Below are 26,059 nucleotides of genomic sequence, written 5' to 3' on the forward strand. Positions count from 1 at the left end.
GGCATGTCAGCAAGAGATTTATCTGTTTTATTCAGTGTTATTTTAATCGTGGCGATGCTGGTCATACCGTTTCCGCCCATCCTATTAAGTATTTTAATCATTATTAATATTTCTCTTGCGCTTATCGTGCTTCTCACCACAATGAACATGCAAGAACCACTGCAATTTTCCATTTTTCCGTCTTTGCTTTTGCTCTTAACACTGTTTCGTTTAGGGCTTAACATCTCTACAACCCGTTCTATTTTATCAACTGGAGATGCTGGTAAGGTTGTAGAAACGTTTGGTTCATTTGTTGTTGGGGGCAATATACTCGTTGGTCTGGTTGTCTTCCTTATTCTGATCATTATTCAATTTATTGTCATCACCAAAGGGGCGGAGCGTGTATCAGAGGTTGCGGCCAGATTTACACTCGACGCGATGCCAGGTAAACAAATGAGTATTGACGCAGATTTGAATGCAGGAATGCTGACAGAAAGTGAAGCTAGAAACCGCCGTGAAAAAGTAGCAAGAGAAGCAGACTTTTATGGTGCGATGGATGGTGCAAGTAAGTTCGTTAAAGGGGATGCCATCGCAGGTATTATCATCGTTATTATCAATATTATTTTTGGCATCATTATTGGGATGATTCAGCAAGGAATGTCGATTCAAGAATCAGCTTCCCACTTTACTCTTTTAACAGTAGGGGACGGAATTGTGTCGCAAATCCCTGCACTTCTCATCTCAACAGCGACAGGGATTGTTGTCACGAGAGCGGCTTCTAACGGAAACCTTGGTTCAGACATTACGGGTCAGCTCTTTGCCTTCCCTGCCATGCTTTACGTCACAGCAGGCACGATCTTCCTGCTTGGATTGTTTACGCCAATTGGCGTACTTTTGACAGGGCCGATCGCAGGTTTACTTGCACTCGGTGCGTACATGATGTCGAAAAACAAACAGGATCAAGAAGAGATTGAAGAAGTACTGGAAGAACAGGCAGAGGTAGAAGAGATGAAAAGTCCAGAAAGTGTCATTCATCTCCTGCAAATGGATGCCATTGAATTTGAATTTGGCTACGGGTTGATTCCACTTGCAGATGCCAATCAAGGCGGAGACCTGCTAGACCGAATTGTGATGATCAGAAGGCAGCTTGCTCTTGAACTAGGTCTTGTCATTCCAGTTGTCCGTATTCGAGACAACATTGCGCTGAACCCGAATGAATACAGGCTCAAAATAAAAGGGAACGAAGTGGCAAAAGGAGAGCTGCTGCTTGATCATTACTTAGCGATGTCCCCAACGCCTGATGATGATCCGATTGAAGGAATTGAAACAATCGAACCATCCTTTGGTCTGCCGGCAAAATGGATATCAGAAGCAGAAAAAGATCAGGCTGAAATGCTTGGGTATACAGTGGTCGATCCAGCATCTGTTGTGTCTACACACATCACAGAGAAGATTAGACAAAATACCCACGAACTGCTTGGACGCCAAGAAACAAAGCAATTAATCGATCATCTGAAAGAAAGTTATCCAGTTCTAGTAGATGAGGTAACACCGAATCCACTAGCAGTCGGGGATATCCAAAAAGTACTTGCAAAACTTCTGAAAGAAAAGGTCTCCATTCGAAACCTTGTGACCATTTTTGAGACCCTTGCAGACTACGGAAAATTAACGACTGATACAGACTTGCTAACAGAGTATGTTAGACAGGCACTTGCAAGACAGATTACTGCACAGTATGCAAGAGAAAATGAATCACTGAAAGTCGTGACATGCTCAGGCCGAGTCGAAAAGGTGATTGCAGACAGTGTGCAGCAAACGGAGCATGGGAACTACTTATCGTTAGATCCAGAATCCTCTGAAAGTGTGATTCAATCAGTGGCGAGAGAAATTGAACAGCTTTCGCTTCGTCAGGAAACGCCGGTTCTATTATGCTCACCTCCTATAAGAATGTACGTCAAACAGTTGTTAGAAAGATATTTCCCAGATTTACCGGTACTATCTTATAACGAACTAGAAGCAAATGTGGAAGTACAGAGCATCGGAGTGGTGGATATCTAATGAAAATGAAAAAAATCACAGCGAATTCTATGCAGGAGGCAACGATCCAAATCAGGCAGCAGCTTGGGAAGGATGCCGTCATATTAAATTCGAAAACCGTTGTCAAACGAAAGCTGTTCGGTTTAAAGAAACAGCAAATGGTCGAAGTGATTGCAGTGCTGGATCAAGATTTTGAAGAAAGAGCCGGTAAAGGATTACAACCAGCAGCTGCGCCTATCCCGGTTTTACCGAAAAAGGAGCAGATTCAACATCTTACGCAAGAGCTGTCGGCTGCCACTCAAGCAGTTAAAGCAGCGCCTTCTCATTCTCAGCCTTTAGAATATGCAAGAAACGAGCGACATGCTGGGATCTTGCCGGATTCTCTCATGAAGATTGATCAAAAGCTAAAAGATCAAGGTCTTGATGATGAGATTCGAGATGAATGCTTAAAGGGTCTTTTAACAAAGGGTGCTGTGAAAGAAGATCAGATTGAAAAAGAACTTGAAAAACTGCTCACAGGTATGCTACCAGCTCACACTTCTGATGAGCCGATGATTCGTTCAACATACATTGTGTTGTTTGGTTCAACTGGTGCTGGTAAAACGACAACGATTGCAAAGCTTGCTGCGAAAACGGCTATTCAGCAGCAAAAGAAAATTGCTTTTATCACAACAGATACGTACCGGATTGCAGCGATTGAACAACTAAAAACATATGCTGAACTGCTAAATGCACCGCTTAAGGTTTGTTATTCAAGAGAGGACTTTGTGAAAGCACAGCAGACTTTTAAAAATTATGATCATATTTTCATCGATACAGCAGGCCGTAACTTTAAAGAAGAGGCGTACATCAAAGAGCTGACAGATATCATTCCATTTGATGAAAGCATTCAAAGTTTTCTCGTCATGAGTGCGACATCGAAATATCAAGATATGAAAGCCATGGTCAAACGTTTTGAACACGTTCCAATCGATCAATTTATTTTCACAAAAGTTGATGAAACAGACACGATGGGAACGATCTTTCAAATCATTGCAGAATCTCAAATCGGGCTCGGGTTTTTAACAAATGGCCAAAATGTGCCTGAGGATATTCTTGAGAGTTCCCCCCTTGATTTGACAAGGATGGTCTTACAATGATGAAGCCTGACCAAGCCGAAGGTTTAAGAAAGCTTGTTCAGCAGAACCAACTGATTGTACCGAACTCTCTTCGTGCGAATGGACAAGCGAAAACCATTGCTGTCATGAGCGGTAAAGGCGGAGTAGGTAAATCGAATTTGACGCTGAATATGGCACTGTCTATCGCAAGTACGGGCAAGCAAGTGCTCATCATCGACCTCGACTTTGGCATGGGGAATATTGATATTTTACTAGGGAAAACATCGACCAGCTCTATATTAGACGTGCTTGTTAGGAAAAAATCCTTCCAAGCGGCTATGACAAAAGGAACGGACAATCTGTATTACATTTCTGGCGGAAGCGGGCTTGAACAGCTATTTTCTTTAGACAAAGATCAATGGTCGTTCTTTTTAGAAGAGATGGAGAAAATATTGAATGACTTTGATTGTATATTCTTTGATATGGGTGCAGGCTTGTCAAAAGATCAACTCCCTTTTGTCTTATCGGCAGGAGAAGTGGTTGTTGTGACAACGCCAGAACCAACATCCATCATGGATGCCTACAGCGCAATTAAGCACTTAGCCATTCATCAGTTTGAACAGTCTGTTCAAATCATTGTCAACCGGTGTAAAACCCCTTCGGAAGGATCTGAAACGTACCGGAAATTAGCAGGAGTGGTGACGTCATTTCTACACCGAAAGCTTGTATTTGCTGGTGCGGTACCTGATGATCCTGCTGTTCCTAAAGCAGTCACTGAACAAATGCCATTTTATATGAAGCAGCCTCATTCAAGGCTAAGTAAAACCATTAAAATGCTGGCTGAAACACTTTATCATCAGCAGATAAGAGAGGCACAGAGAGAGCAGCATACGTTTATAGATAAGTTGTCCTCTTTTTTTAAAAGGAGGAAGGTGGACTCATGATTAGAGTGCTTGTAGTAGATGACTCGGCTTTTATGAGAAAACTCATCAGTGATTTCCTAAGTGCCGAGCAAGAAATTGAAGTCGTCGGAACGGCGCGAAATGGAGAAGATGCCTTAAAGCGGATTAAGGAATTGAATCCAGATGTTGTCACACTTGATGTGGAAATGCCTGTTCTAAATGGAACAGAAGCATTAAAACAAATTCTGGCTGAACACGACCTTGCTGTGATTATGGTGTCAAGCCAGACGAAGCAAGGGAAGGAATTAACCATCCATTGCTTAGAACTCGGTGCTTTTGACTTTGTGACAAAGCCATCAGGAAGTATTTCGCTCGATTTACACAAAGTAAGAGGTCAAATTGTAGAGCGGGTACTTGCGGCAGGCCTGTCTAGAAAACGTACTGAGAAACAAGTTTCTCCTAAGCCGTTCATGAAGCCGCCAAGTCCAATTCCAGCGGCCGCTCCCCGTCTGCAAGAAGTAAGAAGCGGCTCATCACTCCGAAAGATTATTTCAATCGGAACTTCTACGGGAGGGCCTAGGGCGCTTCAACGAGTCGTCACGAAGCTGCCAAAAGACATAGAGGCGCCGATTTTGATTGTGCAGCATATGCCGGCAGGATTTACGGCATCGCTGGCTACTAGATTAGATCATTTATCAGAAATTACAATCAAAGAAGCTCAAGATGGAGACATCGCTAAAAATGGAGTGGCTTACATAGCTCCTGGTGGATTGAATATGTCACTTCATGAACAAGGGGCAGCTTTAGTGATCAGGCTGTCCCCAGAAGACACTGACAGCCGTCACAAACCTTCTGTTAACTATTTATTTGAATCCATCAGCAACATAAAAGGTTACGAGAAAATCGCTGTCATTATGACAGGAATGGGTAGTGACGGCACAGAAGGTGTCAAAAAAATGGTCGGAAGCGGTCATACAAAAGTCATTGCAGAAAAAGAAGAATCATGTGTTGTTTTCGGAATGCCTAAATCAGTCATTAAAGCAGGCCTTGCACATGAAACAAGGCATGTGGATGACATCGCACATGCAATTATAAGCTCCATGAAAAAAGAGAGGGCGTGAACACGTTGGATGTAAACCAATACTTAGATATCTTTTTAGATGAAAGCAGAGAACACTTACAAACTTGTAATGAAAAACTTCTTGAATTAGAAAAGAACCCAACAGACTTGCAGCTAGTGAATGATATATTCAGAGCCGCTCATACACTGAAAGGCATGAGTGCAACGATGGGCTATGATGATATGGCTCAATTAACACATCATTTAGAAAACATGTTTGATGCCATCAGAAACGAACAAATGATTGTCACTCCTGAATCAATGGATACGATGTTTGAAGCACTCGATCACCTTGAAGCAATGGTTCAATCGATTGCAGAGGGCGGGGATGGAAAACGTGATGTCACGGAGATTAGTAAAAAACTAGATGTGACAGGAAGCCATGCAGAAACAGCATCTGCCGTTGAGACAGCTGAAGCATCATCAGCTGCAAGCGACCTAGACTATAACGAATTTGAACGAACAGTTCTTGATGAAGCGAGAGAACAAGGCTTTAAATGTTATGAGCTGAACGTGACATTAAGTGACGCATGCTTATTAAAAGCCGTTCGTGTCTATATGATTTTTGAAAGACTGAACGAAGCAGGAGAAGTTGTCAAAACGGTTCCGAATGCAGAACTTTTAGAATCAGAAGATTTTGAATCTGAATTCAGCATTTCTTACTTATCGAAACAGCCGATGGAAGAAGTGAAAAAAATCGTGACAGCGATCTCAGAGGTTGAACAAGTGGAGATTTCTGAAGTCTCTGCCTTTGAAGAAGCGGCTCCGGCTGAAACAAAAGCAGCGAAACCTGAGCAGAAAAATGAAGAAGCCACAGTTCCTGCCACTAAAGCGCCAGCAAACGATGCGCCAAAAGCAAATGGCAATAACGGTGCAGCTGCCGGCGGAACGAAAACGATCCGTGTCAACATCGATCGTCTAGATTCACTTATGAACCTGTTTGAAGAGCTTGTCATAGATAGAGGACGTTTAGAACAGATTGCCAAAGAACTTGAAAACAACGAACTCACGGATACAGTGGAAAGAATGTCCCGTATTTCTGGCGACCTGCAATCGATCATCTTGAACATGAGAATGGTGCCTGTAGAAACGGTGTTTAACAGATTCCCACGTATGATTCGTCAATTGACGAAAGAGCTCAATAAGAAAATTGAACTGATCATTGAAGGTGCTGAGACAGAGCTTGATCGAACAGTGATCGATGAAATTGGCGATCCGCTCTTACACTTACTTAGAAACAGTCTCGATCACGGGATTGAATCACCAGAAGAACGTGTGAAAAAAGGCAAACCAGAAAAAGGAACTGTTCTTTTAAAAGCATATCATAGCGGAAACCATGTCTTCATTGAAGTCGAAGATGATGGCGGCGGGATTAACCGTAAAAAGGTCCTTGAAAAAGCATTAGAGCGCGGGGTTATTACAGAAAGAGAAGCGGAAACACTTGAAGATCACCAAATTGATTCATTGATCTTTGCAGCAGGGTTCTCTACAGCTGATACGATTTCTGATATCTCGGGCCGAGGTGTAGGTCTTGACGTTGTGAAAAACAAGCTGGAATCATTAGGTGGTTCTGTGAGTATTAACTCAACAGAAGGTCAAGGCTCACTGTTCTCAATTCAGCTTCCACTCACATTATCGATCATTTCCGTACTTCTTGTGAAACTAGAGGAAGAAACATTTGCTATTCCGATTTCTTCTATTATAGAAACGGCTGTCATTAAGAAGAGTGACATCCTTCAAACGCATGATCGTGAAGTCATTGATTTCCGTGGATTTATCGTACCGGTTGTGTACTTGAAGAAACAGTTCAACGTACCAAATGCGAATGATTTAGAAGAAGAACTGCACATTATTGTTGTCCGTAAAGGAGACAAGCTAACAGCATTTGTGGTCGATTCGTTTATCGGTCAGCAAGAGGTTGTATTGAAATCACTTGGAGATTACCTACCAAACGTATTTGCGATATCAGGCGCAACAATCTTAGGTGACGGTCAGGTTGCACTCATCGTTGACTGTAATGCACTGATTAAGTAAAAAACAATAGAGGAGCGGTCTGAAATGAGTACAGATATCAAAACTGGCGAAAAGATGATTGTGTTTATCGTAAACAAAAAAGAATACGCCATTTCAGTATCAGAAGTAAAGTCCATTGAAAAATGGCAGCAGCCGACAAGAGTTCCTGGCGTTGCCCCTTATATATGCGGTGTCATTAATCTACGTGGTGTCGTGACACCTGTCATTGACCTTAGAGTGAGACTTGGATCAACTGACAACGAGATTACAGACGAAACAAGAATGATTATTGTACAAGTTGGTGACATTGAAGTCGGCTGGATTGTTGATGAAGCAAATGATGTCATTACTGTTCATCAGGAAGAGGTAGAATCTTCTACTGATTCAGCTGAAAAAGAAGGACTGTCATGGGTGACAGGAATTATTAAGCATGATCAGCGTCTATTCAATATCATTCATGCTGGTGCGGTCCTCGACAAGAGCGTGCAAGATGCACCTGTTCATTAAGGGGGATGTGAGATGAGCATTTTCAATGAAATTAAAGATGAACAGCTAGATATATTAAGTGAGGTTGGGAATATCGGAGCAGGCCATGCAGCGTCTGCTCTTGCCAGCCTATTGAATCGCAAAATTGATATGGCTGTTCCTTTTGTCAAAGTTCTCTCGTTTGAAGATTTAATGGATTTCTTTGGTGGAGCAGACCTTCCAGTTGCCAGTATCTTTTTGCGAATGGAGGGTGATCTTACCGGTTCAATCTTTTTCATTATGCCGTTTGAACAAGCTGAACAATTTGTAAGAGAGCTTGTTCAGGACCCAGCATTTGATATTGATACGATTCATGAACACATGCTAGGAACATCAGCGCTTCATGAGCTAGGAAATATTTTAGCAGGCTCTTATTTATCAGCACTTGCCGATTTAACAAAACTGCAGCTTCACCCAAGTGTTCCAGATGTCACGCTCGACATGTTCGGGGCTGTCATTAGTGAAGGATTAATGCAGTTTAGCCCTCTCGGCGATCAGGCGATTGTGATTGATACATCGATTTTCGATGATCAAAATCAGCAAGAGCTGAAAGGAAATATGTTTCTATTACCAGACTTTGAATCGTTTGAAAAACTGTTCAAAGCATTAGGTAACCTATAATGAACGTGCAGATTCCGGCAGTTGTAAAGGTTGGTATAGCGGATGTTCAGCTTGTGAAAACACCGGACCGTATTCGGACATCCGGTCTCGGTTCTTGCGTAGGACTTGTCCTTTTTGACCAAGAAAAAAAACTGGCAGGACTTGTCCATGTCATGCTTCCAGACTCCTCTCTTTCAAAAGGAGCTGTAGAGAACTTGGCTAAGTATGCAGATACAGGTGTCAAGCATACAATTGATCTGCTCTTAAAAGAAGGAGCGCGCAAACATGCGCTAAAAGCGAAGCTTGCTGGCGGTGCAGAAATGTTTAAATTTAAGTCAACCAATGATCTGATGAGAATTGGACCTAGAAATGTATCAGCTGTGAAAGAACATCTGTCTCTTCATCATATCCCGATCATTAGTGAGGACACGGGCGGAAACAATGGACGCACGATTGAATTCGATCCGCTTACAACAGAACTTGAGATCCGCACTGTGAAACAAGGCATTATGAAGATATAACTAAGGAAGTATAGGGGGAGAAAGATGCAATCCTTAAATTACGAAGATCAGGCGCTATGGGCTAGATGGAAAGAGTGGAAGGACCCAGCTGCTGGAGATGATCTTATGCGCCGCTATATGCCGCTCGTCACATATCATGTTGGAAGAATTTCCATCGGTCTCCCGAAGTCAGTGCACAAAGAAGACTTGATCAGTCTAGGGATGCTCGGTTTATATGATGCCCTTGAAAAATTTGACCCCGGAAGAGATCTGAAGTTTGATACATATGCATCCTTCAGAATTCGCGGGGCCATCATCGACGGTCTTCGTAAAGAGGACTGGCTGCCTCGTACATCAAGAGAAAAAACAAAAAAAGTAGAAGCGGCAATTGAAAAGCTTGAACAGCGATATTTGCGAAATGTGACACCAACAGAGGTTGCTGAAGAACTCGGCATGAGTGAACAAGATGTGGTCACAACGATGAATGAAGGGTTCTTTGCGAATTTGCTCTCAATTGATGAGAAGCTGCATGATCAAGAAGACGGAGAAAACGTTCAAGTCATGATTCGCGACGAAAAGACTGTGACACCTGAAGAGAAAATGCTAAAAGATGAATTAATTGAACAGCTTGCCGAAAAAATGACAGAGCTTTCGGAAAAAGAAAAGCTTGTGATTAGTCTTTTCTATAAAGAGGAATTGACGTTAACGGAAATCGGTCAAGTGCTTAACTTATCGACCTCCCGCATTTCGCAAATTCATTCAAAGGCATTGTTCAAGCTTAAGCATCTGCTTGATAAAGCCATTCAATCTTAAAGAGTTAGTGAGTGAAAAAATATGCTATGGCTGATTAGCTTTATGCTTCATGCTGCACTTATTTATTTTGTGATCATTTTATACACGAGAATGAATTCGCTGAAGGCAACAGAACAAAAGCAGCGAGAGCTTTTAGAAGAAACGGAAAATACCCTGGCTGCATTTTTGATGGAAGTCAAAGAAGAGAATGAAAAACTATCAAAAGCTGCAGCCACTTCCCCTGATTTTTCTGCTGAAGAGCTGAAATCGGATCTTCAGACACCAAAGCAACCACAACCACCAATTGAATCCCAGCAATCGGTAGAAAGTGAAGATCCAGTTCCAGAGCACCTGTCGGCTCTCCTTAGCGAAGTTGAGGTGCAGGAAGAGAAGGTAAACGAACCCGTTTCAAGTCTTGAAACAGAAGCTTCTGTGCCTTCTGAAAGTGAAATAGAAGAAACATTTGAGGATCAAGTAAAGGCCTTATATGATCAAGGGCTATCATTAGAAGAAATAGCGAAAGAATTAAAAACGGGCAAGACAGAAATCGAGCTTTTATTAAAATTTAGCGGAAAGCTGTAAAGGATTCTTGATTGTCAGTCCATCATGTGTTATATTATTTCTTGGTGTTAAATACACACGCTTAATGATTCGTATGAAGGTGCTGCCGTGGCGCAGTTTTATGTGAACATGACTTAAGCGGAGGAAAAAAACCATTATATTAGGAGGCAACAACATGTCAGTTATTTCTATGAAACAATTGCTAGAAGCTGGTGTTCACTTCGGTCACCAAACACGCCGTTGGAACCCAAAAATGAAGCGTTACATCTTTACAGAGCGTAACGGTATCTACATCATCGATCTTCAAAAAACGGTGAAAAAAGTAGAGGAAGCTTACAACTTCACGAAAAACCTTGCTGCTGACGGAGGAAAAATTCTTTTCGTTGGTACGAAAAAGCAAGCACAAGATTCAGTGAAAGAAGAAGCAATCCGTTCTGGTATGTTCTATGTAAACCAACGCTGGCTTGGTGGAACGTTAACAAACTTTGAAACAATCCAAAAACGTATCAAACGTTTAAAAGATATTGAAAAAATGCAAGAAAACGGTACGTTCGAAGTTCTTCCTAAGAAAGAAGTCGTTCAACTGAAAAAAGAATTAGAACGTCTTGAAAAATTCCTAGGCGGAATCAAAGACATGAAGGGTCTTCCAGATGCACTTTTCATTATCGACCCTCGTAAAGAGCGTATTGCAGTTGCAGAAGCTCGTAAATTGAATATCCCAATTATCGGTATCGTTGACACAAACTGTGATCCAGACGAAATTGATGTTGTGATCCCTGCAAACGATGATGCAATCCGTGCTGTAAAACTTCTAACTGCTAAAATGGCAGATGCGATTCTTGAGTCTAAACAAGGCGAAGAAGAAGCTGTTGTAGAAGAAACGACAGAAACTGAAACAACAACTGCGTAACCTATTCAAAAGGTGATAAGAGGGAACTGCCTTTTATCACCTTTTTTTCACCTAGTAATCCGTGTTTTAACATAGAAGGAGGAAATGTAAAATGGCAATTACTGCTCAATTAGTAAAAGAACTGCGTCAAAAAACTGGTGCAGGTATGATGGACTGTAAAAAAGCGTTAACAGAAACTGATGGTGACATCGATAAAGCAATCGATCTTCTAAGAGAAAAAGGGATCGCAAAAGCTGCGAAAAAAGCAGACCGTATTGCGGCAGAAGGATTAACTCTTATTAAAACTGACGGCAACACTGGCGTTATCCTAGAAGTGAACTCTGAGACTGATTTCGTTGCGAAAAACGAAGGATTCCAAAATCTTCTTAACGAACTTGCTGATCATTTACTTGCTGCGAAACCTGCAACAATTGAAGAAGCACATGCTTCTAAAATGGAAAATGGTTCAACAGTTGAAGAACATATTACTTCTGCAATTGCGAAAATCGGAGAAAAAATTACGCTGCGCCGTTTCTCAGTCATCACAAAAGAAGATAACGCTGCATTCGGTTCTTACTTACACATGGGCGGACGCATCGGTGTATTAGCGGTTCTTAACGGAACAACTGATGAAGAGCTTGCGAGAGACATCGCAATGCACGTTGCTGCTGTAAACCCTAAATACATTTCTCGTGACCAAGTGTCTGAAGAAGAAGCAAACCGTGAGCGTGAAGTATTAACACAACAAGCGCTACAAGAAGGAAAGCCTGAAAATATCGTTGCTAAAATGGTAGAAGGCCGTCTAAACAAATTCTTCGAAGAAATTTGCTTACTTGACCAAGCATTCGTTAAAAACCCAGATGAAAAAGTGAAACAAGTTGTAGGTGCGAAAAATGCAACTGTTCAAACTTATGTTCGCTATGAAGTGGGCGAAGGTATCGAAAAACGTCAAGACAACTTTGCTGAAGAAGTTATGAGCCAAGTGAAAAAATAATGTTTGAAAAGCTCTCTGGGGCTTTTTTAGGGAGCACAAGCACTGTGTTCCCTATTTTTTAGAGGATATTGATTTACAAAAGACGGTTTCTTACGCATAATAAGAGACGGTATAGTTTACACTTGGAGGTTATCATGAGCAAACCGAAATATAATCGCATTGTACTGAAGCTAAGTGGAGAAGCACTAGCTGGTGATGCTGGAAATGGAATTAACCCAACTGTCATTCAATCAATTGCAAAGCAAGTAAAAGAAATTGCAGAACTTGATGTTGAAGTTGCAGTCGTTGTAGGCGGAGGAAACCTTTGGCGTGGTAAGACAGGCAGTGACTTAGGAATGGACCGGGCAACAGCAGACTATATGGGAATGCTTGCAACAGTGATGAATTCATTGGCATTACAAGACAGCCTAGAAACGCTTGGCATTCAGTCTAGAGTACAAACCTCTATCGAAATGAGACAGGTTGCAGAGCCATACATAAGAAGAAAAGCGATCCGTCACCTTGAGAAGAAACGTGTCGTGATTTTTGCTGCAGGTACTGGTAACCCTTATTTCTCTACTGATACAACAGCAGCACTTCGTGCAGCTGAAATTGAAGCAGATGTCATTTTAATGGCGAAAAACAATGTAGACGGTGTCTACAGTGCTGATCCTCGTACAGATGCGGATGCAGTAAAATATGATAAGCTTTCATATCTTGATGTACTAAAAGAAGGGCTTGCTGTAATGGATTCTACTGCGTCCTCATTATGTATGGACAATGACATTCCATTAATCGTCTTCTCTATTATGGAAGAAGGAAATATTAAACGTGCCGTCAATGGCGAATCAATCGGAACGATCGTGAGGGGGAAATAACGTGTCAAAAGAAGTGTTGAACCAAACAAAAGAAAAAATGGAAAAAGCCGTTCAAGCATACGGACGTGAACTAGCAACTGTCCGTGCGGGCAGAGCTAATGCTTCCCTTTTAGACAAAGTAACAGTGGATTACTATGGTGCGCAAACACCACTAAACCAAATTGCGTCAATTACAGTGCCAGAAGCACGTATGCTGATTATCACACCTTACGATAAAACAGCGATCGGTGATATCGAAAAGGCGATCCAAAAGTCTGATCTTGGTATCACACCAACAAGTGACGGAAACGTGATCCGTATTGCGATCCCAGCACTAACAGAAGAAAGACGTAAAGAACTTGTAAAAGTTGTGAGAAAATACTCAGAAGAAGCAAAAGTAGCTGTTCGTAACGTTCGTCGTGATGCAAACGATGAATTGAAAAAGCTAGAGAAAAATGGGGAGATCACTGAAGATGAATTAAGATCATCTACAGAGGATGTTCAAAAATTGACAGATGAATATGTCGCTAAAATTGATGAAGTGACAAAAGATAAAGAAAAAGAAATCATGGAAGTTTAAGAAAAAACTATGTACAATAGATAATAGTGAAAAGACCCTCTTCATGTTTACAGGGGGTTTTTTTGTTAATACTGTTGAGGACTATATTATTAGCGGGAACGCAACCTTTTTGGGTGATGGAGGAATCTCATGCTCAATATACTCAAAAATTGGAAGAATCAGCAAACAGCAGCTTCCAACTTAGAAAGCCTGACAAAAGAAGACATATTAAATGGAGAAATTCCTGAACATATCGCCATTATCATGGATGGGAATGGAAGATGGGCGAAGAAACGTGCGCTTCCACGGGTAGCAGGACATCATGAAGGAATGAAAGTTGTCAAGCGCATGACCAAGCTTGCAAATGAGCTGAATGTCAAAGTGCTGACTTTGTATGCTTTCTCTACAGAAAATTGGAAACGTCCAAAATTAGAAGTAGACTTTTTAATGAAGCTTCCTGAAGAGTTTCTAAACATCTATCTGCCTGAACTCATCGAGGAAAATGTCCGTGTACGTTTAACAGGTGATCCAGACGGCCTCCCGCAGCATACGAAAAAAGCGGTAGAGAACGCAGTGAAGAGTACGGCGAATAATGACGGACTCATTTTAAATTTTGCGCTCAATTATGGAGGACGGACAGAAATTATTTCTGCATGCAGACAAATTTCTGAAAAAGTCAAAGAAGGCAAGCTTCGAGCAGAAGACATAACAGAAGAGATGTTTTCAGCTTATTTAATGACAGAATCTCTTCAAGATCCGGATTTGCTTATTCGTACGAGTGGAGAAATTAGATTAAGCAACTTTATGCTTTGGCAAATTGCATACAGCGAGTTTGTCTTTACGGATGTGCTTTGGCCTGACTTTTCTGATGAGCATCTCATAGGCGCTATCGGAGAGTACCAGCGCCGCGGCCGGAGGTTCGGTGGAATTTAGAGGGTGGTGCAGATGAAACAAAGAATTTTGACGGGTGTTCTGGCAGCTGCAGTGTTTTTACTTGCAGTGATTTATGGACAAATGCCATTTACCCTGCTGATTTATTTAATGGGAAGTGTCGCTCTCTTTGAGCTTCTTAGAATGAAAAAGATTTCGATTTTCAGCTTTCCTGGCATTGTCAGCTTAATATTGCTTTGGCTTTTAATGGGCGGAGAAAATAGCTTCTTCCCGAACGTAGACGCATCAAAAATGCAGATTGCTTTATTTGCAGTCTTAATCCTTTTAACTTATACAGTTCTGAGTAAAAACTCTTTCACATTCGATGAGGTTGCTTTTGTTATATTAGCCACATTATATATTGGCGTTAGTTTCTATTATTTTATTCAAATTAGAGGCTTGTATGGCATGAGTGCGATCTTCTTCGCAGCGGTGATTATTTGGTCCACTGACTCAGGTGCCTATTTTATTGGGAAATCTATGGGGAAACGAAAGCTTTGGCCAGAGATCAGCCCAAACAAAACAGTAGAAGGATTTATCGGCGGAATCGTCACAGCGGTCGTGCTGTCACTTGTGTTCCAGGCGGTTACAGGATTTTTGCCATCATATCTGCTTGTTATGTTTATTACTCTTTTGCTCAGTATTTTTGGACAGCTTGGCGACCTTGTGGAATCTGCTTTAAAGCGTCATTACCATGTGAAGGATTCAGGGACAATACTCCCAGGTCATGGCGGAATTTTGGACAGGTTTGACAGCTTTTTATTCGTTCTGCCGTTTTTATATTTATTGCTGGCCACGTTTGCTAGCTAACCTCATAGAAACTAATTGAACGAGAGAAGGAGTGGCAATTTGAAATATATTTCGCTATTAGGCGCAACAGGATCAATCGGAGAACAAACATTAGATGTGATCAGGCAGCATCCAGACAAATTCAAGTTGAAAGCGATGACGTTTGGCAGAAATATAGACAAGGCCATCCCTATCATTGAACAATTTCAGCCTGAATTTGTTGGATGTGTAGACGAAGCGACCTATCGCACGTTAAAAGGTCATTCATTTCAATACGATGTTAAAATGGCTGCGGGTGATGAAGCGAACATCGAAGCAGCGACCTATGATGCAGTGGATGTTGTGGTCAATGCACTGGTAGGAAGTGTCGGACTTGTGCCGACATTAAAAGCCATTGAACAAAAAAAGACGATCGCACTTGCAAATAAGGAAACACTTGTGACAGCTGGTCATATAGTAAAAGAGTACGCCAAAAAGTATGACGTTCCTTTACTTCCTGTCGATAGTGAACACTCCGCTATTTTTCAATCCCTGCAAGGTGAACAAGCTAAAAACATTGAACGCTTAATCGTCACAGCTTCAGGCGGCAGTTTCCGAGATAAAAAACGCACGGAGCTTGAAGGTGTAACGGTTGAAGAAGCGCTGAATCATCCGAACTGGTCCATGGGCGCAAAAATTACGATCGATTCAGCGACCATGATGAATAAGGGGCTTGAGGTGATTGAGGCGCATTGGCTGTTTGATATCCCATACAATCAAATTGATGTGCTGTTACATAAAGAGAGCATCATCCATTCCATGGTGGAATTCCATGACAAAAGTGTCATGGCTCAGTTAGGTACACCTGACATGAGGGTTCCGATTCAATACGCGCTCACTTACCCTGATAGAGCGCCATTAAAAGAAGCGAAATCATTAAACCTTTGGGAGATTGGACAATTAAATTTCCAAAAAGCGGATTTTGACAGGTATCGCTGCTTACATTTTGCTTATGAATCAGGTAAAATAGGAGGGACAATGCCTACTGTGCTTAATGCAGCCAATGAAATTGCTGTTGATGCATTTCTAAAAGGCAAAGTAACGTTCCTGCAAATTGAAGAATTGATTGAAAAGGCACTGAACAGACATCATGTGATTTCAACGCCTAGTTTGCAAGATATCCATGAAGTGGACAAAGATACACGAGACTTTGTTCAATCAATCCTCGCATAAGGTGGTATGTTCGTGAATACAGTGATTGCGTTTATTATTATTTTTGGAACGCTCGTTTTTTTCCACGAGCTTGGCCATTTAATTATGGCGCAGCGCGCAGGCATTTTATGCCGCGAGTTCGCAATTGGTTTTGGACCGAAGATTTTCTCCTTTAAACGAAAAGAAACCGTCTATACCATCAGACTTCTGCCAATCGGCGGATTTGTTAAAATGGCTGGAGAAGATCCTGAAGTCATTGAAATTAAACCGGGTCATACAGTGGGGCTCTTATTCAATGAGCAAAATGAAGTAGAAAAAATCATTTTAAATGATAAAGAGAAATATCCTGATGCACTTGTCATTGAAGTTGAACAAATTGATTTAGATCATGCGATGAGAATTTCAGGATATGAGGCTGGAAATGAAGACATTCTGACTGGCTACAATGTAAGCCAAACAAGCTTCTATATTGCAGATGGTGAAGAAATTCAAATTGCGCCATACAACCGTCAGTTTGGTTCAAAAACAGTATGGCAGCGTATTAAAGCCATTGCAGCTGGACCGATTATGAACTTTATCCTGGCATATGTGATTCTAGTGGCTTTAGGATTTATTCAAGGTGTAACCGTGGATGATCCTGTACTTGGTAAGCTGACAAAAGACGGCCGGGCAGCGCAAGCCGGGCTTATGCAGGGAGATCATATCGTTTCAATTAACGGGGATAAAATGAATTCTTGGACAGACGTTGTTCAAACGGTTCAAAAGAACCCAGATAAAAAAATGAATGTCGTCATTGACCGAGATGGCAAAGAAAGCACCATTCAAGTTGTACCGGAAGCTGTGAAGGCCGAAGGAAAAACCATTGGCCGTTTTGGCTCTTATCCGCCAACGGAAAATGGCTTTCTCAAAGTCATCTCATCCTCAGGCACGACAGTGATATCTACAGCAGGTCTCATCTTAACGAACTTGCAAAAGATTGTCACAGGACAATTTTCATTAGATATGCTTGCAGGTCCTGTTGGAATATATGACATGACAGGAGAAGTAGCGAAACAAGGTGTGTTAACATTAATGCAGTTTGCTGCGTTTCTTAGTATCAACTTAGGGATCGTGAATTTATTACCGATTCCTGCATTAGATGGAGGAAGATTACTTTTCCTATTCGTTGAAGCCATTCGCGGCAAACCAATTAATCGTGAGAAAGAGGCACTTGTTGTCTTCATTGGTGTTGCGTTCCTCATGCTATTAATGCTAGTAGTGACATGGAATGACATCCAGCGATTATTTTTATAAAAACCATTGTCTCTTGTTTCTCATTCTGGGAAACAAGAGTTTTTGTGAGAAGTCCTATTTCTTAAATGAGGTGTAACGACATGAGACAATCCCTGACTTTCATTCCAACTCTTCGAGAGGTGCCGGCAGATGCTGAGGCAAAAAGTCATCAGCTATTAGTAAGAGCTGGATTTATTAGACAAAACACGAGCGGTATCTATCATTACCTGCCTTTAGCACATAAAGTGATTCAGCACATTCAAGCCATTGTTCGCAAGGAAATGGAAAAGGCGGGAGCAGCTGAGCTGTTAATGCCAGTGCTGCAGCAAGCAGAAATGTGGCAAGAGTCAGGAAGATGGTATACATACGGTCCAGAACTCATGCGTATGAAAGATCGCCACGGCCGCGAGTTTGCACTTGGCCCAACACACGAAGAAGTGATCACATCACTCGTACGCAGTGAAGTCAAATCGTATAAAAAGCTTCCTTTGACACTGTATCAAATCCAATCTAAATTCCGTGATGAACAAAGACCTCGCTTTGGGTTATTGCGCGGACGTGAATTTATTATGAAGGACGCCTATTCATTCCACTCTTCACCAGAGAGCCTTGATGACACATACAACAAGATGTTTACAGCTTACTCGAATGTCTTTTCAAAAGTAGGTCTTAACTTTAGACCCGTCATTGCCGATTCTGGGGCAATGGGAGGAAAAGATACACATGAGTTTATGGCGCTGTCAGAAGTAGGAGAAGATACAATCGCATACTCTGACACATCTTCCTACGCTGCGAACATTGAAATGGCTGAGGCTGTGTATCACGGAGAAGAAGCAAACCCTGCGGACTTCAAAGAACTTGAGAAAGTACACACGCCGCAGGTAAAGACGATACAAGATGTTGCGGCATTCTTAGAAGTCGCTCCTTCTACATGTATCAAATCTGTCTTGTTTAAAGCGGACGATGCGTATGTACTTGTCCTGACAAGAGGCGATCATGAAGTAAATGATGTGAAAGTGAAAAACTTAGTTGGAGCACAGCTTGTTGAGCTTGCTTCACGTGAGGAAGTACTAGACGTGATCGGAACAGAACCAGGATTTGTTGGACCAGTGAAGCTTGAAGCGGAAGTAACGATTTATGCAGACCACGCTGTAAAAGGAATGACAAACGCAGTTGTAGGTGCAAATGAATCGGATTATCACTATGTCAATGTTAATCCTGCTCGTGATCTGTCAGTGAAGGAATATACAGATCTTCGCTTGATTCAAGAAGGAGACGTTTCTCCAGATGGTGAAGGCACAATCCAGTTCGCAAAAGGAATTGAAGTAGGACAAGTCTTTAAACTAGGCACGCGTTATTCAGAGGCAATGGATGCAACATACCTCGATGAAAATGGACGTGCGCAGCCAATGATCATGGGCTGCTATGGTATTGGAATTTCTAGAACCCTTTCTGCGATTGTTGAACAGCATCATGATGATAAGGGGATTATTTGGCCAGAAACAGTTGCGCCATATGATCTTCATCTACTTGCCTTAAATATGAAAAACGATGCACAAAAGGAACTGGCTGAAACGTTGTATGAGCGTTTACAGGAAGAGGGCTATGATGTCCTTTTCGATGACCGCCAAGAGCGAGCAGGCGTCAAATTTGCCGACAGTGACTTAATTGGACTGCCAATTCGCATTAGCTGCGGGAAACGTTCAGAAGAAGGTATTGTCGAAGTGAAATTCAGAAAATCAGGTGAATCACACGAAGTATCTGTTGATGAACTGATTTCATTTATACGCCAAGCATAAAAAACGAACAAAAAAATGAAGGTACCTCCTGCAAAAAAGAGGTACCTTTCTGATTTACAAAAGGAGGGTCCTGTCTTGGATGAACAATTACCGATTACCCGGCGGCAATTTCATATATTACTCAATCAGATTCAAATGACAGATGATGACCTCAGTCGTTACTTTGAAGAAGGCGAGATCGTCAAATTGACGGTGCATAAGGCGGCAAAAACATGGCATTTCCATTTTAAATTTAAGGCGCTTTTGCCTTACCAAGTATATGCAATGTTTTTAAGCAGGCTGACAAATGCATTTTCTCATATCGCACAAGTCACTTGTACGATTGAAGTCAATGATCCGCACATATCTGAAGAGCTCGTTCAATCGTATTGGTCCCATTGTGTGGAAGAGCTTCAAGGAATTTCTCCCCCAATCATCAGCTTGCTTCAACAGCAAAAACCAGCGCTGTCTGGACATAAGATCATCATCAAAACAAAAAGCGAAACTGAGGCTCTGGCCATCAAGAAGAAATATAGCCCAATGCTTCAGGCTGCATTTAAACAAGTTGGTTTTCCAGAACTTCAATTTGATACAGAAATTTTTGTATCAGATCAAGAGATTCAGAAGTTCAGAGAACAAAAACTTGCTGAAGATCAAGAAAGAGCCATGCAAGCCCTTGTTGAGATGGAGAAGAAGGAAAGTGAGGATCAAGAGGAAGCTCCTTCTGGCCCTCTGATGATTGGCTATCAAATCAAAGACAATGAAGAAATACGTACGCTTGATAGTATTATGGACGAAGAAAGACGAATCACCGTCCAAGGGTACGTGTTCGATGCAGAAACGCGCGAACTAAAAAGCGGCAGAACCCTTTGTATCTTTAAAATTACCGATTATACAAATAGTATTTTGATCAAAATGTTTGCGAGAGAAAAAGAAGATGCTCAGCTCATGAAATCCTTGAAAAAAGGGATGTGGGTTAAAGCAAGAGGAAGCATTCAAAACGATACGTTTGTGAGAGATCTTGTCATGATCGCAAATGACGTCAATGAAATGAAACCTCAGCTGAAAGAAGATACTGCACCTGAGGGAGAAAAGCGTGTTGAGCTTCATTTGCATTCGCCAATGAGCCAGATGGATGCTGTCACTGGCATCGGTAAACTTGTTGAACAAGCAAAAAAATGGGGGCATGAGGCCATTGCTCTGACAGATCACGCCGTTGTACAATCCTTTCCAGATGCGTATGCAGCAAGTAAAAAGCATGGCATCAAAATGATGTACGGGGTGGAAATCAATTTAGTCGACGACGGGGTACCGATTGCGTATAATCCAGAGCACCGCTTATTAGAAGATGCGACGTTTGTCGTATTTGATGTTGAGACAACAGGACTCTCTGCTGTGTATGATACGATCATTGAGCTTGCAGCCGTGAAAATCAAAGGCGGGGAAATCATTGACCGCTTTGAGGCATTTGCAAACCCTCATCATCCGTTATCAGCCACAACCATTGAACTAACCGGTATCACGGATGATATGGTGAGAGATGCACCAGATGTGGTCGATGTTGTTCGGGATTTCAAAGAGTGGATTGGACAAGATATCCTTGTTGCTCACAATGCGAGCTTTGATATGGGCTTTTTAAATGCAGCATATAAGCGTCTGCTAAAAACAGATAAAGCATCAAACCCTGTCATTGATACACTAGAACTCGGCCGATTCCTTTATCCAGAATTTAAAAATCACCGGCTGAACACGCTGTGTAAAAAGTTCGATATTGAACTCACGCAGCATCACCGGGCGATTTATGATGCAGAAGCAACTGGTTACCTCATGCTGAAGATGCTAAAAGATGCGGCTGAAAAAGAGATTGCTTACCACGATCAATTGAATGAAAACATGGGGCAGTCCAATGCGTATCAGCGCTCACGTCCTTACCATGCAACGGTGATTGCCCAAAATGAGACAGGTCTAAAGAATTTATTTAAGCTTGTTTCACTTTCTCATATTCATTATTTCTACCGCGTGCCGCGCATCCCGCGCTCACAGCTTGAGAAATATCGAGAAGGTTTAATTGTTGGGTCTGCTTGTGATAAGGGTGAAGTGTTTGAAGGGATGATGCAGAAGTCACCTGATGAGGTAGAAGACATTGCCGCATTTTACGACTATTTAGAAGTTCATCCGCCAGAAGTGTATCAGCATTTACTCCAGCTGGAGCTTGTTCGGGATGAACGTGCATTAAAAGAGATCATCACAAACATTGTGAAACTTGGTGAAAAACTGAATAAACCAGTCGTGGCGACTGGAAATGTGCACTACCTGCATCCAGAAGACAAAATTTATCGCAAAATCTTAATTTCATCACAAGGCGGGGCGAATCCGCTTAATCGTCATGAACTGCCAAAAGTTCATTTTAGAACAACTGATGAAATGCTAGAAGCCTTCTCTTTCCTTGGAGACGAGAAGGCGAAAGAGATTGTCGTGATGAATACGCAAAAAGTATCTGAGATGGTCGAAAGTATTAAACCAATCAAAGACGATCTTTATACACCAAAAATCGAAGGTGCAGATGAAGAAATTCGGGAAATGAGCTATAACATGGCTCGCAGCATCTACGGTGACGATTTACCGAAAATTGTAGAAGACCGGATTGAGAAAGAATTAAAGAGTATTATTGGTCACGGTTTCGCTGTTATTTATTTAATTTCTCATAAGCTTGTTAAGAAATCACTTGATGATGGATATCTAGTTGGTTCAAGGGGATCAGTTGGTTCATCTCTCGTTGCGACATTAACAGAGATTACAGAAGTGAACCCGCTTGCGCCGCACTATGTATGTCCAAGTTGCAAGCACTCCGAGTTCTTTAATGATGGATCGGTTGGCTCAGGATTTGACCTTCCTGATAAAAACTGTCCTGAATGCGGGACGCCGTATAAAAAAGACGGACACGATATTCCGTTTGAAACGTTCTTAGGTTTTAAAGGAGATAAAGTGCCCGATATCGACTTGAACTTCTCAGGAGAATATCAGCCGATTGCCCATAACTATACGAAAGAGTTGTTTGGTGAAGAGTATGTATACCGCGCAGGTACAATCGGTACCGTTGCAGAAAAAACGGCATATGGTTATGTAAAAGGCTACGCAGGAGATCATAACCTTCATATGAGAGGTGCTGAAATTGACCGGCTCGTACAGGGCTGTACGGGCGTCAAACGGACAACGGGCCAACATCCAGGCGGAATTATCGTCGTGCCGGATTATATGGACATTTACGATTTCTCACCAATTCAATATCCAGCAGATGCGACAGGTTCTGATTGGAAAACGACGCATTTTGATTTCCATTCAATCCATGATAACTTGCTGAAACTAGATATTCTTGGACACGATGATCCAACGGTTATTCGGATGCTTCAGGACTTGAGCGGAATTGATCCAAAAACGATTCCGACAGATGATCCTGAGGTCATGAAAATCTTCCAAGGAACGGAACCTCTCGGTGTCACAGAAGAACAAATTGGATGTAAAACGGGAACACTTGGGATCCCAGAGTTTGGCACAAGGTTTGTTCGTCAGATGCTTGAGGATACAAAACCGACCACCTTCTCGGAGCTTGTTCAGATCTCTGGTCTATCTCACGGTACAGATGTATGGCTCGGCAATGCCCAAGAGCTGATTCATAATAAAACGTGTGAACTAAGTGAAGTGATTGGCTGTCGTGATGATATTATGGTCTATCTGATTTATCAAGGTTTAGAGCCGTCACTTGCCTTTAAAATCATGGAATCTGTTCGTAAAGGGAAGGGACTTCCTCCTGAATGGGAAGAAGAAATGAAGAATAATAACGTACCGAACTGGTACATTGATTCTTGTAAAAAGATTAAATACATGTTCCCTAAAGCCCATGCGGCTGCTTATGTATTAATGGCCGTTCGGATTGCTTATTTCAAGGTGCACCATGCACTTCTGTACTATGCGGCTTATTTTACCGTTCGTGCTGATGATTTTGATATCGAAACGATGACAAAAGGATCAAATGCGATTCGAGCGGTCATGGACGATATTAACTCAAAAGGTCTTGATGCATCACCGAAAGAGAAGAACCTATTAACTGTACTAGAGCTTGCACTTGAAATGTGTGAAAGAGGCTATCACTTTAAAAAAGTAGACCTATACCGATCAAGTGCCACTGAGTTTATCATTGATGGAGACGGGCTAATCCCGCCATTCAACTCTATCCCTGGACTCGGAACAAACGTTGCGTTAAATATTGTACGCGCACGCCAAGATGGTGAATTCCTTTCAAAAGAAGATTTACAAAAACGAGGAAAAGTGTCTAAGACCATCCTTGAGTATTTGGATCGTCAAGGCTGCTTAGAAGCACTTCCTGATCAAAACCAGCTTTCTTTGTTCTAATGTGAAAAATGAAGAGCGCCCTTAAAGGGCGTTCTTTTTATATATACAATAAAATTATTATGTAAACTAAAATATTTTAACTGGAATTATTTTCTTGTTGGTTCATATATCTTGATTTAACGTCGTGTTTTGAGAGAAGAGATTGTATGTCATTCTTTCTACCCAAATAGAGCAAAAAAGAGAATTTAGCCGTCTGAAATGTTCTCATACGACATATGATCATTTTGGGTACAGTCACATGAAGAATCAGGAGAAAACCCTCGGTGAGCGTCAAGCTGATGGCTGTTTACTATGCACATTTTTGAAACACGCTTGATTCTTTTCAACACTGTACAAAACACGTACGGAATGACAAGGAGGTGGTCATTTCTTGTTCAATGTTTCACGTTTTAAAAAAAGAAGGGGTGAGAAGTAGGTACATGTCAGATTACAACTATGTAGAGGTGCTTCAAAAATCCATTTTGTTTTACGAAGCCCAGCGTTCCGGAAAGCTTCCTGAAAGCAATCGTCTTAACTGGCGAGGGGATTCTGGACTAGAGGATGGGAAAGATGTTGGTCATGATTTAACAGGCGGCTGGTACGATGCTGGTGATCATGTGAAGTTCGGGCTTCCGATGGCTTACTCGGCAGCCGTGCTTGCATGGACAGTCTATGAGTACCGAGAAGCTTACGAAGAAGCAGAGCTGCTTGATGATATGTTAGATCAAATCAAGTGGGCAACCGATTATTTTTTGAAAGCCCATACAGGTCCAAATGAATTTTGGGCACAAGTAGGCGATGGGAACGCGGATCATGGCTGGTGGGGTCCAGCAGAAGTGATGCCGATGAACCGGCCAGCATTTAAAATTGATGAACATTGTCCAGGAACAGAAGTAGCCGCCCAAACGGCAGCCGCTTTAGCAGCAGGTTCAATTATTTTTAAAGAAACAGACGCGCCTTATGCAGCAAAGCTTCTCACCCATGCAAAGCAGCTTTATGCATTTGCTGACCAATATCGCGGTGAGTATACAGATTGTGTCACCAATGCTCAGCCATTTTATAATTCCTGGAGCGGCTATATTGATGAGCTCATTTGGGGTGGAATATGGCTGTACTTGGCGACAAATGACCAGACCTATTTAAACAAAGCACTAAAAGCAGTAGAAGAATGGCCGAAGGATTGGGATTATACGTTTACGATGTCGTGGGACAATACCTTTTTTGCTTCGCAAATTTTACTTGCGAGAATCACAAAGGAGAAAAGGTTTATCGAATCGACGGAGCGTAATCTCGATTACTGGTCGACGGGTTTTGTTCAAAATGGAAAAGTAGAAAGAATCACTTATACGCCTGGCGGACTAGCGTGGTTAGATCAATGGGGTTCACTTCGTTATACAGCAAATGCTGCATTTTTAGCGTTTGTGTACGCAGATTGGGTCTCTGATCAAGAAAAAAAGAATCGATACCAAACGTTTGCGATCAGGCAAACACACTATATGTTAGGGGATAATCCGCAAAATAGAAGCTATGTCGTTGGGTTTGGCAAAAATCCGCCGATGCATCCACACCATCGAACTGCACATGGCTCATGGTCTAATCAGCTGACAACTCCTTCTTCTCATCGGCACACGCTTTATGGAGCGCTTGTTGGGGGGCCTAATGCACAGGATCAGTATACCGATGACATCTCTGACTATGTATCAAACGAGGTAGCAACAGACTATAATGCCGCCTTTACTGGAAATGTAGCCAAAATGGTGCAGTTGTTTGGTCAGGGGCAGTCAAAGCTGCCGAATTTTCCGCCTAAAGAAAAAGTGGAAGATGAGTTTTTTGTAGAGGCAGCTGTCATGAGTAACGATACAACATCTACTCAGATCAAAGCCATTCTATACAATCGATCAGGCTGGCCGGCAAGAAGTAGTCAATCACTTTCTTTTAGATATTATGTCAATCTAAGTGAGATATTTGCGAAGGGATTCACTGATAAAGATATTCAAGTGACAGCTGTTTACAATGAAGGCGCTTCCTTAACTCCGTTAACGGTGTATGACGCATCATCCCATATCTATTTTACAGAAATCGATTTTACTGGCGTAGCTATTTTTCCAGGAGGTGAATCGCTTCATAAGAAGGAAATACAGTTCCGGTTATCTGCGCCAAATGGTGCGAATATATGGGATGCCTCAAATGATTATTCCTTTCAAGGATTAACATCCAATATGCAGAAAACAGCGAGAATTCCTGTTTTTGATCAAGGTATTTTAGAATTTGGTACGCTTCCGAATAAATAAATATAAAGGGTGAGG

At 41.8% G+C, this 26,059-nt stretch carries 21 protein-coding genes; all 21 read left to right on the forward strand.

Going from position 1 to position 26,059, the window contains the following annotated elements:
• Positions 1-3 precede the first annotated feature (3 nt).
• The 21 genes from flhA (at position 4) to ACTJKA_RS06040 (ending at position 26,044) form a co-directional block, all read left to right on the forward strand.
• Complete coding sequence (flhA, locus tag ACTJKA_RS05940) at positions 4-2,037, forward strand: flagellar biosynthesis protein FlhA (RefSeq protein WP_008344782.1); 2,034 nt, start codon at positions 4-6, stop codon at positions 2,035-2,037.
• Positions 2,037-3,155: a flagellar biosynthesis protein FlhF gene (flhF, locus tag ACTJKA_RS05945; RefSeq protein WP_345912257.1), complete on the forward strand. Its 1,119-nt coding sequence runs from the start codon at positions 2,037-2,039 to the stop codon at positions 3,153-3,155. Before flhA ends, flhF begins: the two co-directional genes overlap by 1 nt.
• Complete coding sequence (locus tag ACTJKA_RS05950; protein WP_035392057.1) at positions 3,152-4,057, forward strand: MinD/ParA family protein; 906 nt, start codon at positions 3,152-3,154, stop codon at positions 4,055-4,057. The genes flhF and ACTJKA_RS05950 overlap by 4 nt, the downstream gene beginning before the upstream one ends.
• Positions 4,054-5,136, forward strand: a complete 1,083-nt coding sequence (locus ACTJKA_RS05955; RefSeq protein WP_440607654.1) for a protein-glutamate methylesterase/protein-glutamine glutaminase — start codon at positions 4,054-4,056, stop codon at positions 5,134-5,136. The genes ACTJKA_RS05950 and ACTJKA_RS05955 overlap by 4 nt, the downstream gene beginning before the upstream one ends.
• Positions 5,137-5,141: 5 nt before the next feature.
• Positions 5,142-7,169: a chemotaxis protein CheA gene (locus ACTJKA_RS05960; RefSeq protein WP_113747346.1), complete on the forward strand. Its 2,028-nt coding sequence runs from the start codon at positions 5,142-5,144 to the stop codon at positions 7,167-7,169.
• A 24-nt stretch (positions 7,170-7,193) separates the two neighbouring features.
• Positions 7,194-7,655, forward strand: a complete 462-nt coding sequence (locus ACTJKA_RS05965; protein WP_008344771.1) for a chemotaxis protein CheW — start codon at positions 7,194-7,196, stop codon at positions 7,653-7,655.
• Between the two features lie 12 nt (positions 7,656-7,667).
• Positions 7,668-8,294, forward strand: coding sequence for a chemotaxis protein CheC (locus ACTJKA_RS05970; RefSeq protein ID WP_007499567.1), 627 nt, complete (start codon positions 7,668-7,670; stop codon positions 8,292-8,294).
• The gene (locus tag ACTJKA_RS05975; RefSeq protein ID WP_007499566.1) at positions 8,294-8,794 is read left to right on the forward strand and encodes a chemotaxis protein CheD; all 501 of its coding nucleotides are present in this window, start codon (positions 8,294-8,296) and stop codon (positions 8,792-8,794) included. The genes ACTJKA_RS05970 and ACTJKA_RS05975 overlap by 1 nt, the downstream gene beginning before the upstream one ends.
• A 24-nt stretch (positions 8,795-8,818) precedes the next feature.
• Positions 8,819-9,586 carry a FliA/WhiG family RNA polymerase sigma factor gene (locus ACTJKA_RS05980; protein ID WP_007499565.1) on the forward strand — a complete coding sequence of 256 codons (768 nt, stop codon included), beginning with the start codon at positions 8,819-8,821 and terminating at the stop codon, positions 9,584-9,586.
• A gap of 21 nt (positions 9,587-9,607) precedes the next feature.
• On the forward strand, positions 9,608-10,147 hold the full coding sequence (locus ACTJKA_RS05985; RefSeq protein WP_017367254.1) for a hypothetical protein: 540 nt from the start codon (positions 9,608-9,610) through the stop codon (positions 10,145-10,147).
• Positions 10,148-10,301: 154 nt separating this feature from the next.
• Positions 10,302-11,036, forward strand: coding sequence for a 30S ribosomal protein S2 (gene rpsB / locus ACTJKA_RS05990; protein ID WP_007499561.1), 735 nt, complete (start codon positions 10,302-10,304; stop codon positions 11,034-11,036).
• Positions 11,037-11,127: 91 nt separating this feature from the next.
• Positions 11,128-12,009: a translation elongation factor Ts gene (gene tsf / locus ACTJKA_RS05995; RefSeq protein ID WP_007499558.1), complete on the forward strand. Its 882-nt coding sequence runs from the start codon at positions 11,128-11,130 to the stop codon at positions 12,007-12,009.
• Positions 12,010-12,143: 134 nt separating this feature from the next.
• The gene (gene pyrH / locus ACTJKA_RS06000; protein ID WP_008344767.1) at positions 12,144-12,866 is read left to right on the forward strand and encodes a UMP kinase; all 723 of its coding nucleotides are present in this window, start codon (positions 12,144-12,146) and stop codon (positions 12,864-12,866) included.
• A gap of 1 nt (position 12,867) precedes the next feature.
• Positions 12,868-13,425, forward strand: a complete 558-nt coding sequence (gene frr, locus ACTJKA_RS06005) for a ribosome recycling factor (protein WP_008344764.1) — start codon at positions 12,868-12,870, stop codon at positions 13,423-13,425.
• Positions 13,426-13,554: 129 nt separating this feature from the next.
• Entirely contained in the window at positions 13,555-14,337 is a 783-nt protein-coding gene (locus ACTJKA_RS06010; protein WP_007499552.1) for an isoprenyl transferase, read from the forward strand.
• Between the two features lie 12 nt (positions 14,338-14,349).
• Positions 14,350-15,144, forward strand: coding sequence for a phosphatidate cytidylyltransferase (locus tag ACTJKA_RS06015; RefSeq protein WP_007499550.1), 795 nt, complete (start codon positions 14,350-14,352; stop codon positions 15,142-15,144).
• Between the two features lie 39 nt (positions 15,145-15,183).
• Positions 15,184-16,335, forward strand: a complete 1,152-nt coding sequence (dxr, locus tag ACTJKA_RS06020) for a 1-deoxy-D-xylulose-5-phosphate reductoisomerase (RefSeq protein WP_017367255.1) — start codon at positions 15,184-15,186, stop codon at positions 16,333-16,335.
• Positions 16,336-16,341: 6 nt separating this feature from the next.
• The gene (gene rseP / locus ACTJKA_RS06025) at positions 16,342-17,607 is read left to right on the forward strand and encodes an RIP metalloprotease RseP (RefSeq protein WP_007499546.1); all 1,266 of its coding nucleotides are present in this window, start codon (positions 16,342-16,344) and stop codon (positions 17,605-17,607) included.
• 80 nt (positions 17,608-17,687) lie between these two features.
• Positions 17,688-19,385, forward strand: a complete 1,698-nt coding sequence (locus ACTJKA_RS06030) for a proline--tRNA ligase (RefSeq protein WP_050827265.1) — start codon at positions 17,688-17,690, stop codon at positions 19,383-19,385.
• Between the two features lie 75 nt (positions 19,386-19,460).
• Positions 19,461-23,774 (forward strand): PolC-type DNA polymerase III, encoded by a 4,314-nt coding sequence (locus ACTJKA_RS06035; RefSeq protein ID WP_217608979.1) that lies wholly within the window; start codon positions 19,461-19,463, stop codon positions 23,772-23,774.
• A 377-nt stretch (positions 23,775-24,151) separates the two neighbouring features.
• Complete coding sequence (locus tag ACTJKA_RS06040) at positions 24,152-26,044, forward strand: glycoside hydrolase family 9 protein (protein WP_017359075.1); 1,893 nt, start codon at positions 24,152-24,154, stop codon at positions 26,042-26,044.
• Positions 26,045-26,059: the final 15 nt, after the last annotated feature.

The sequence above is a fragment of the Bacillus sp. 22190 genome (assembly GCF_052045575.1).
Taxonomy (GTDB): domain Bacteria; phylum Bacillota; class Bacilli; order Bacillales; family Bacillaceae; genus Bacillus; species Bacillus altitudinis.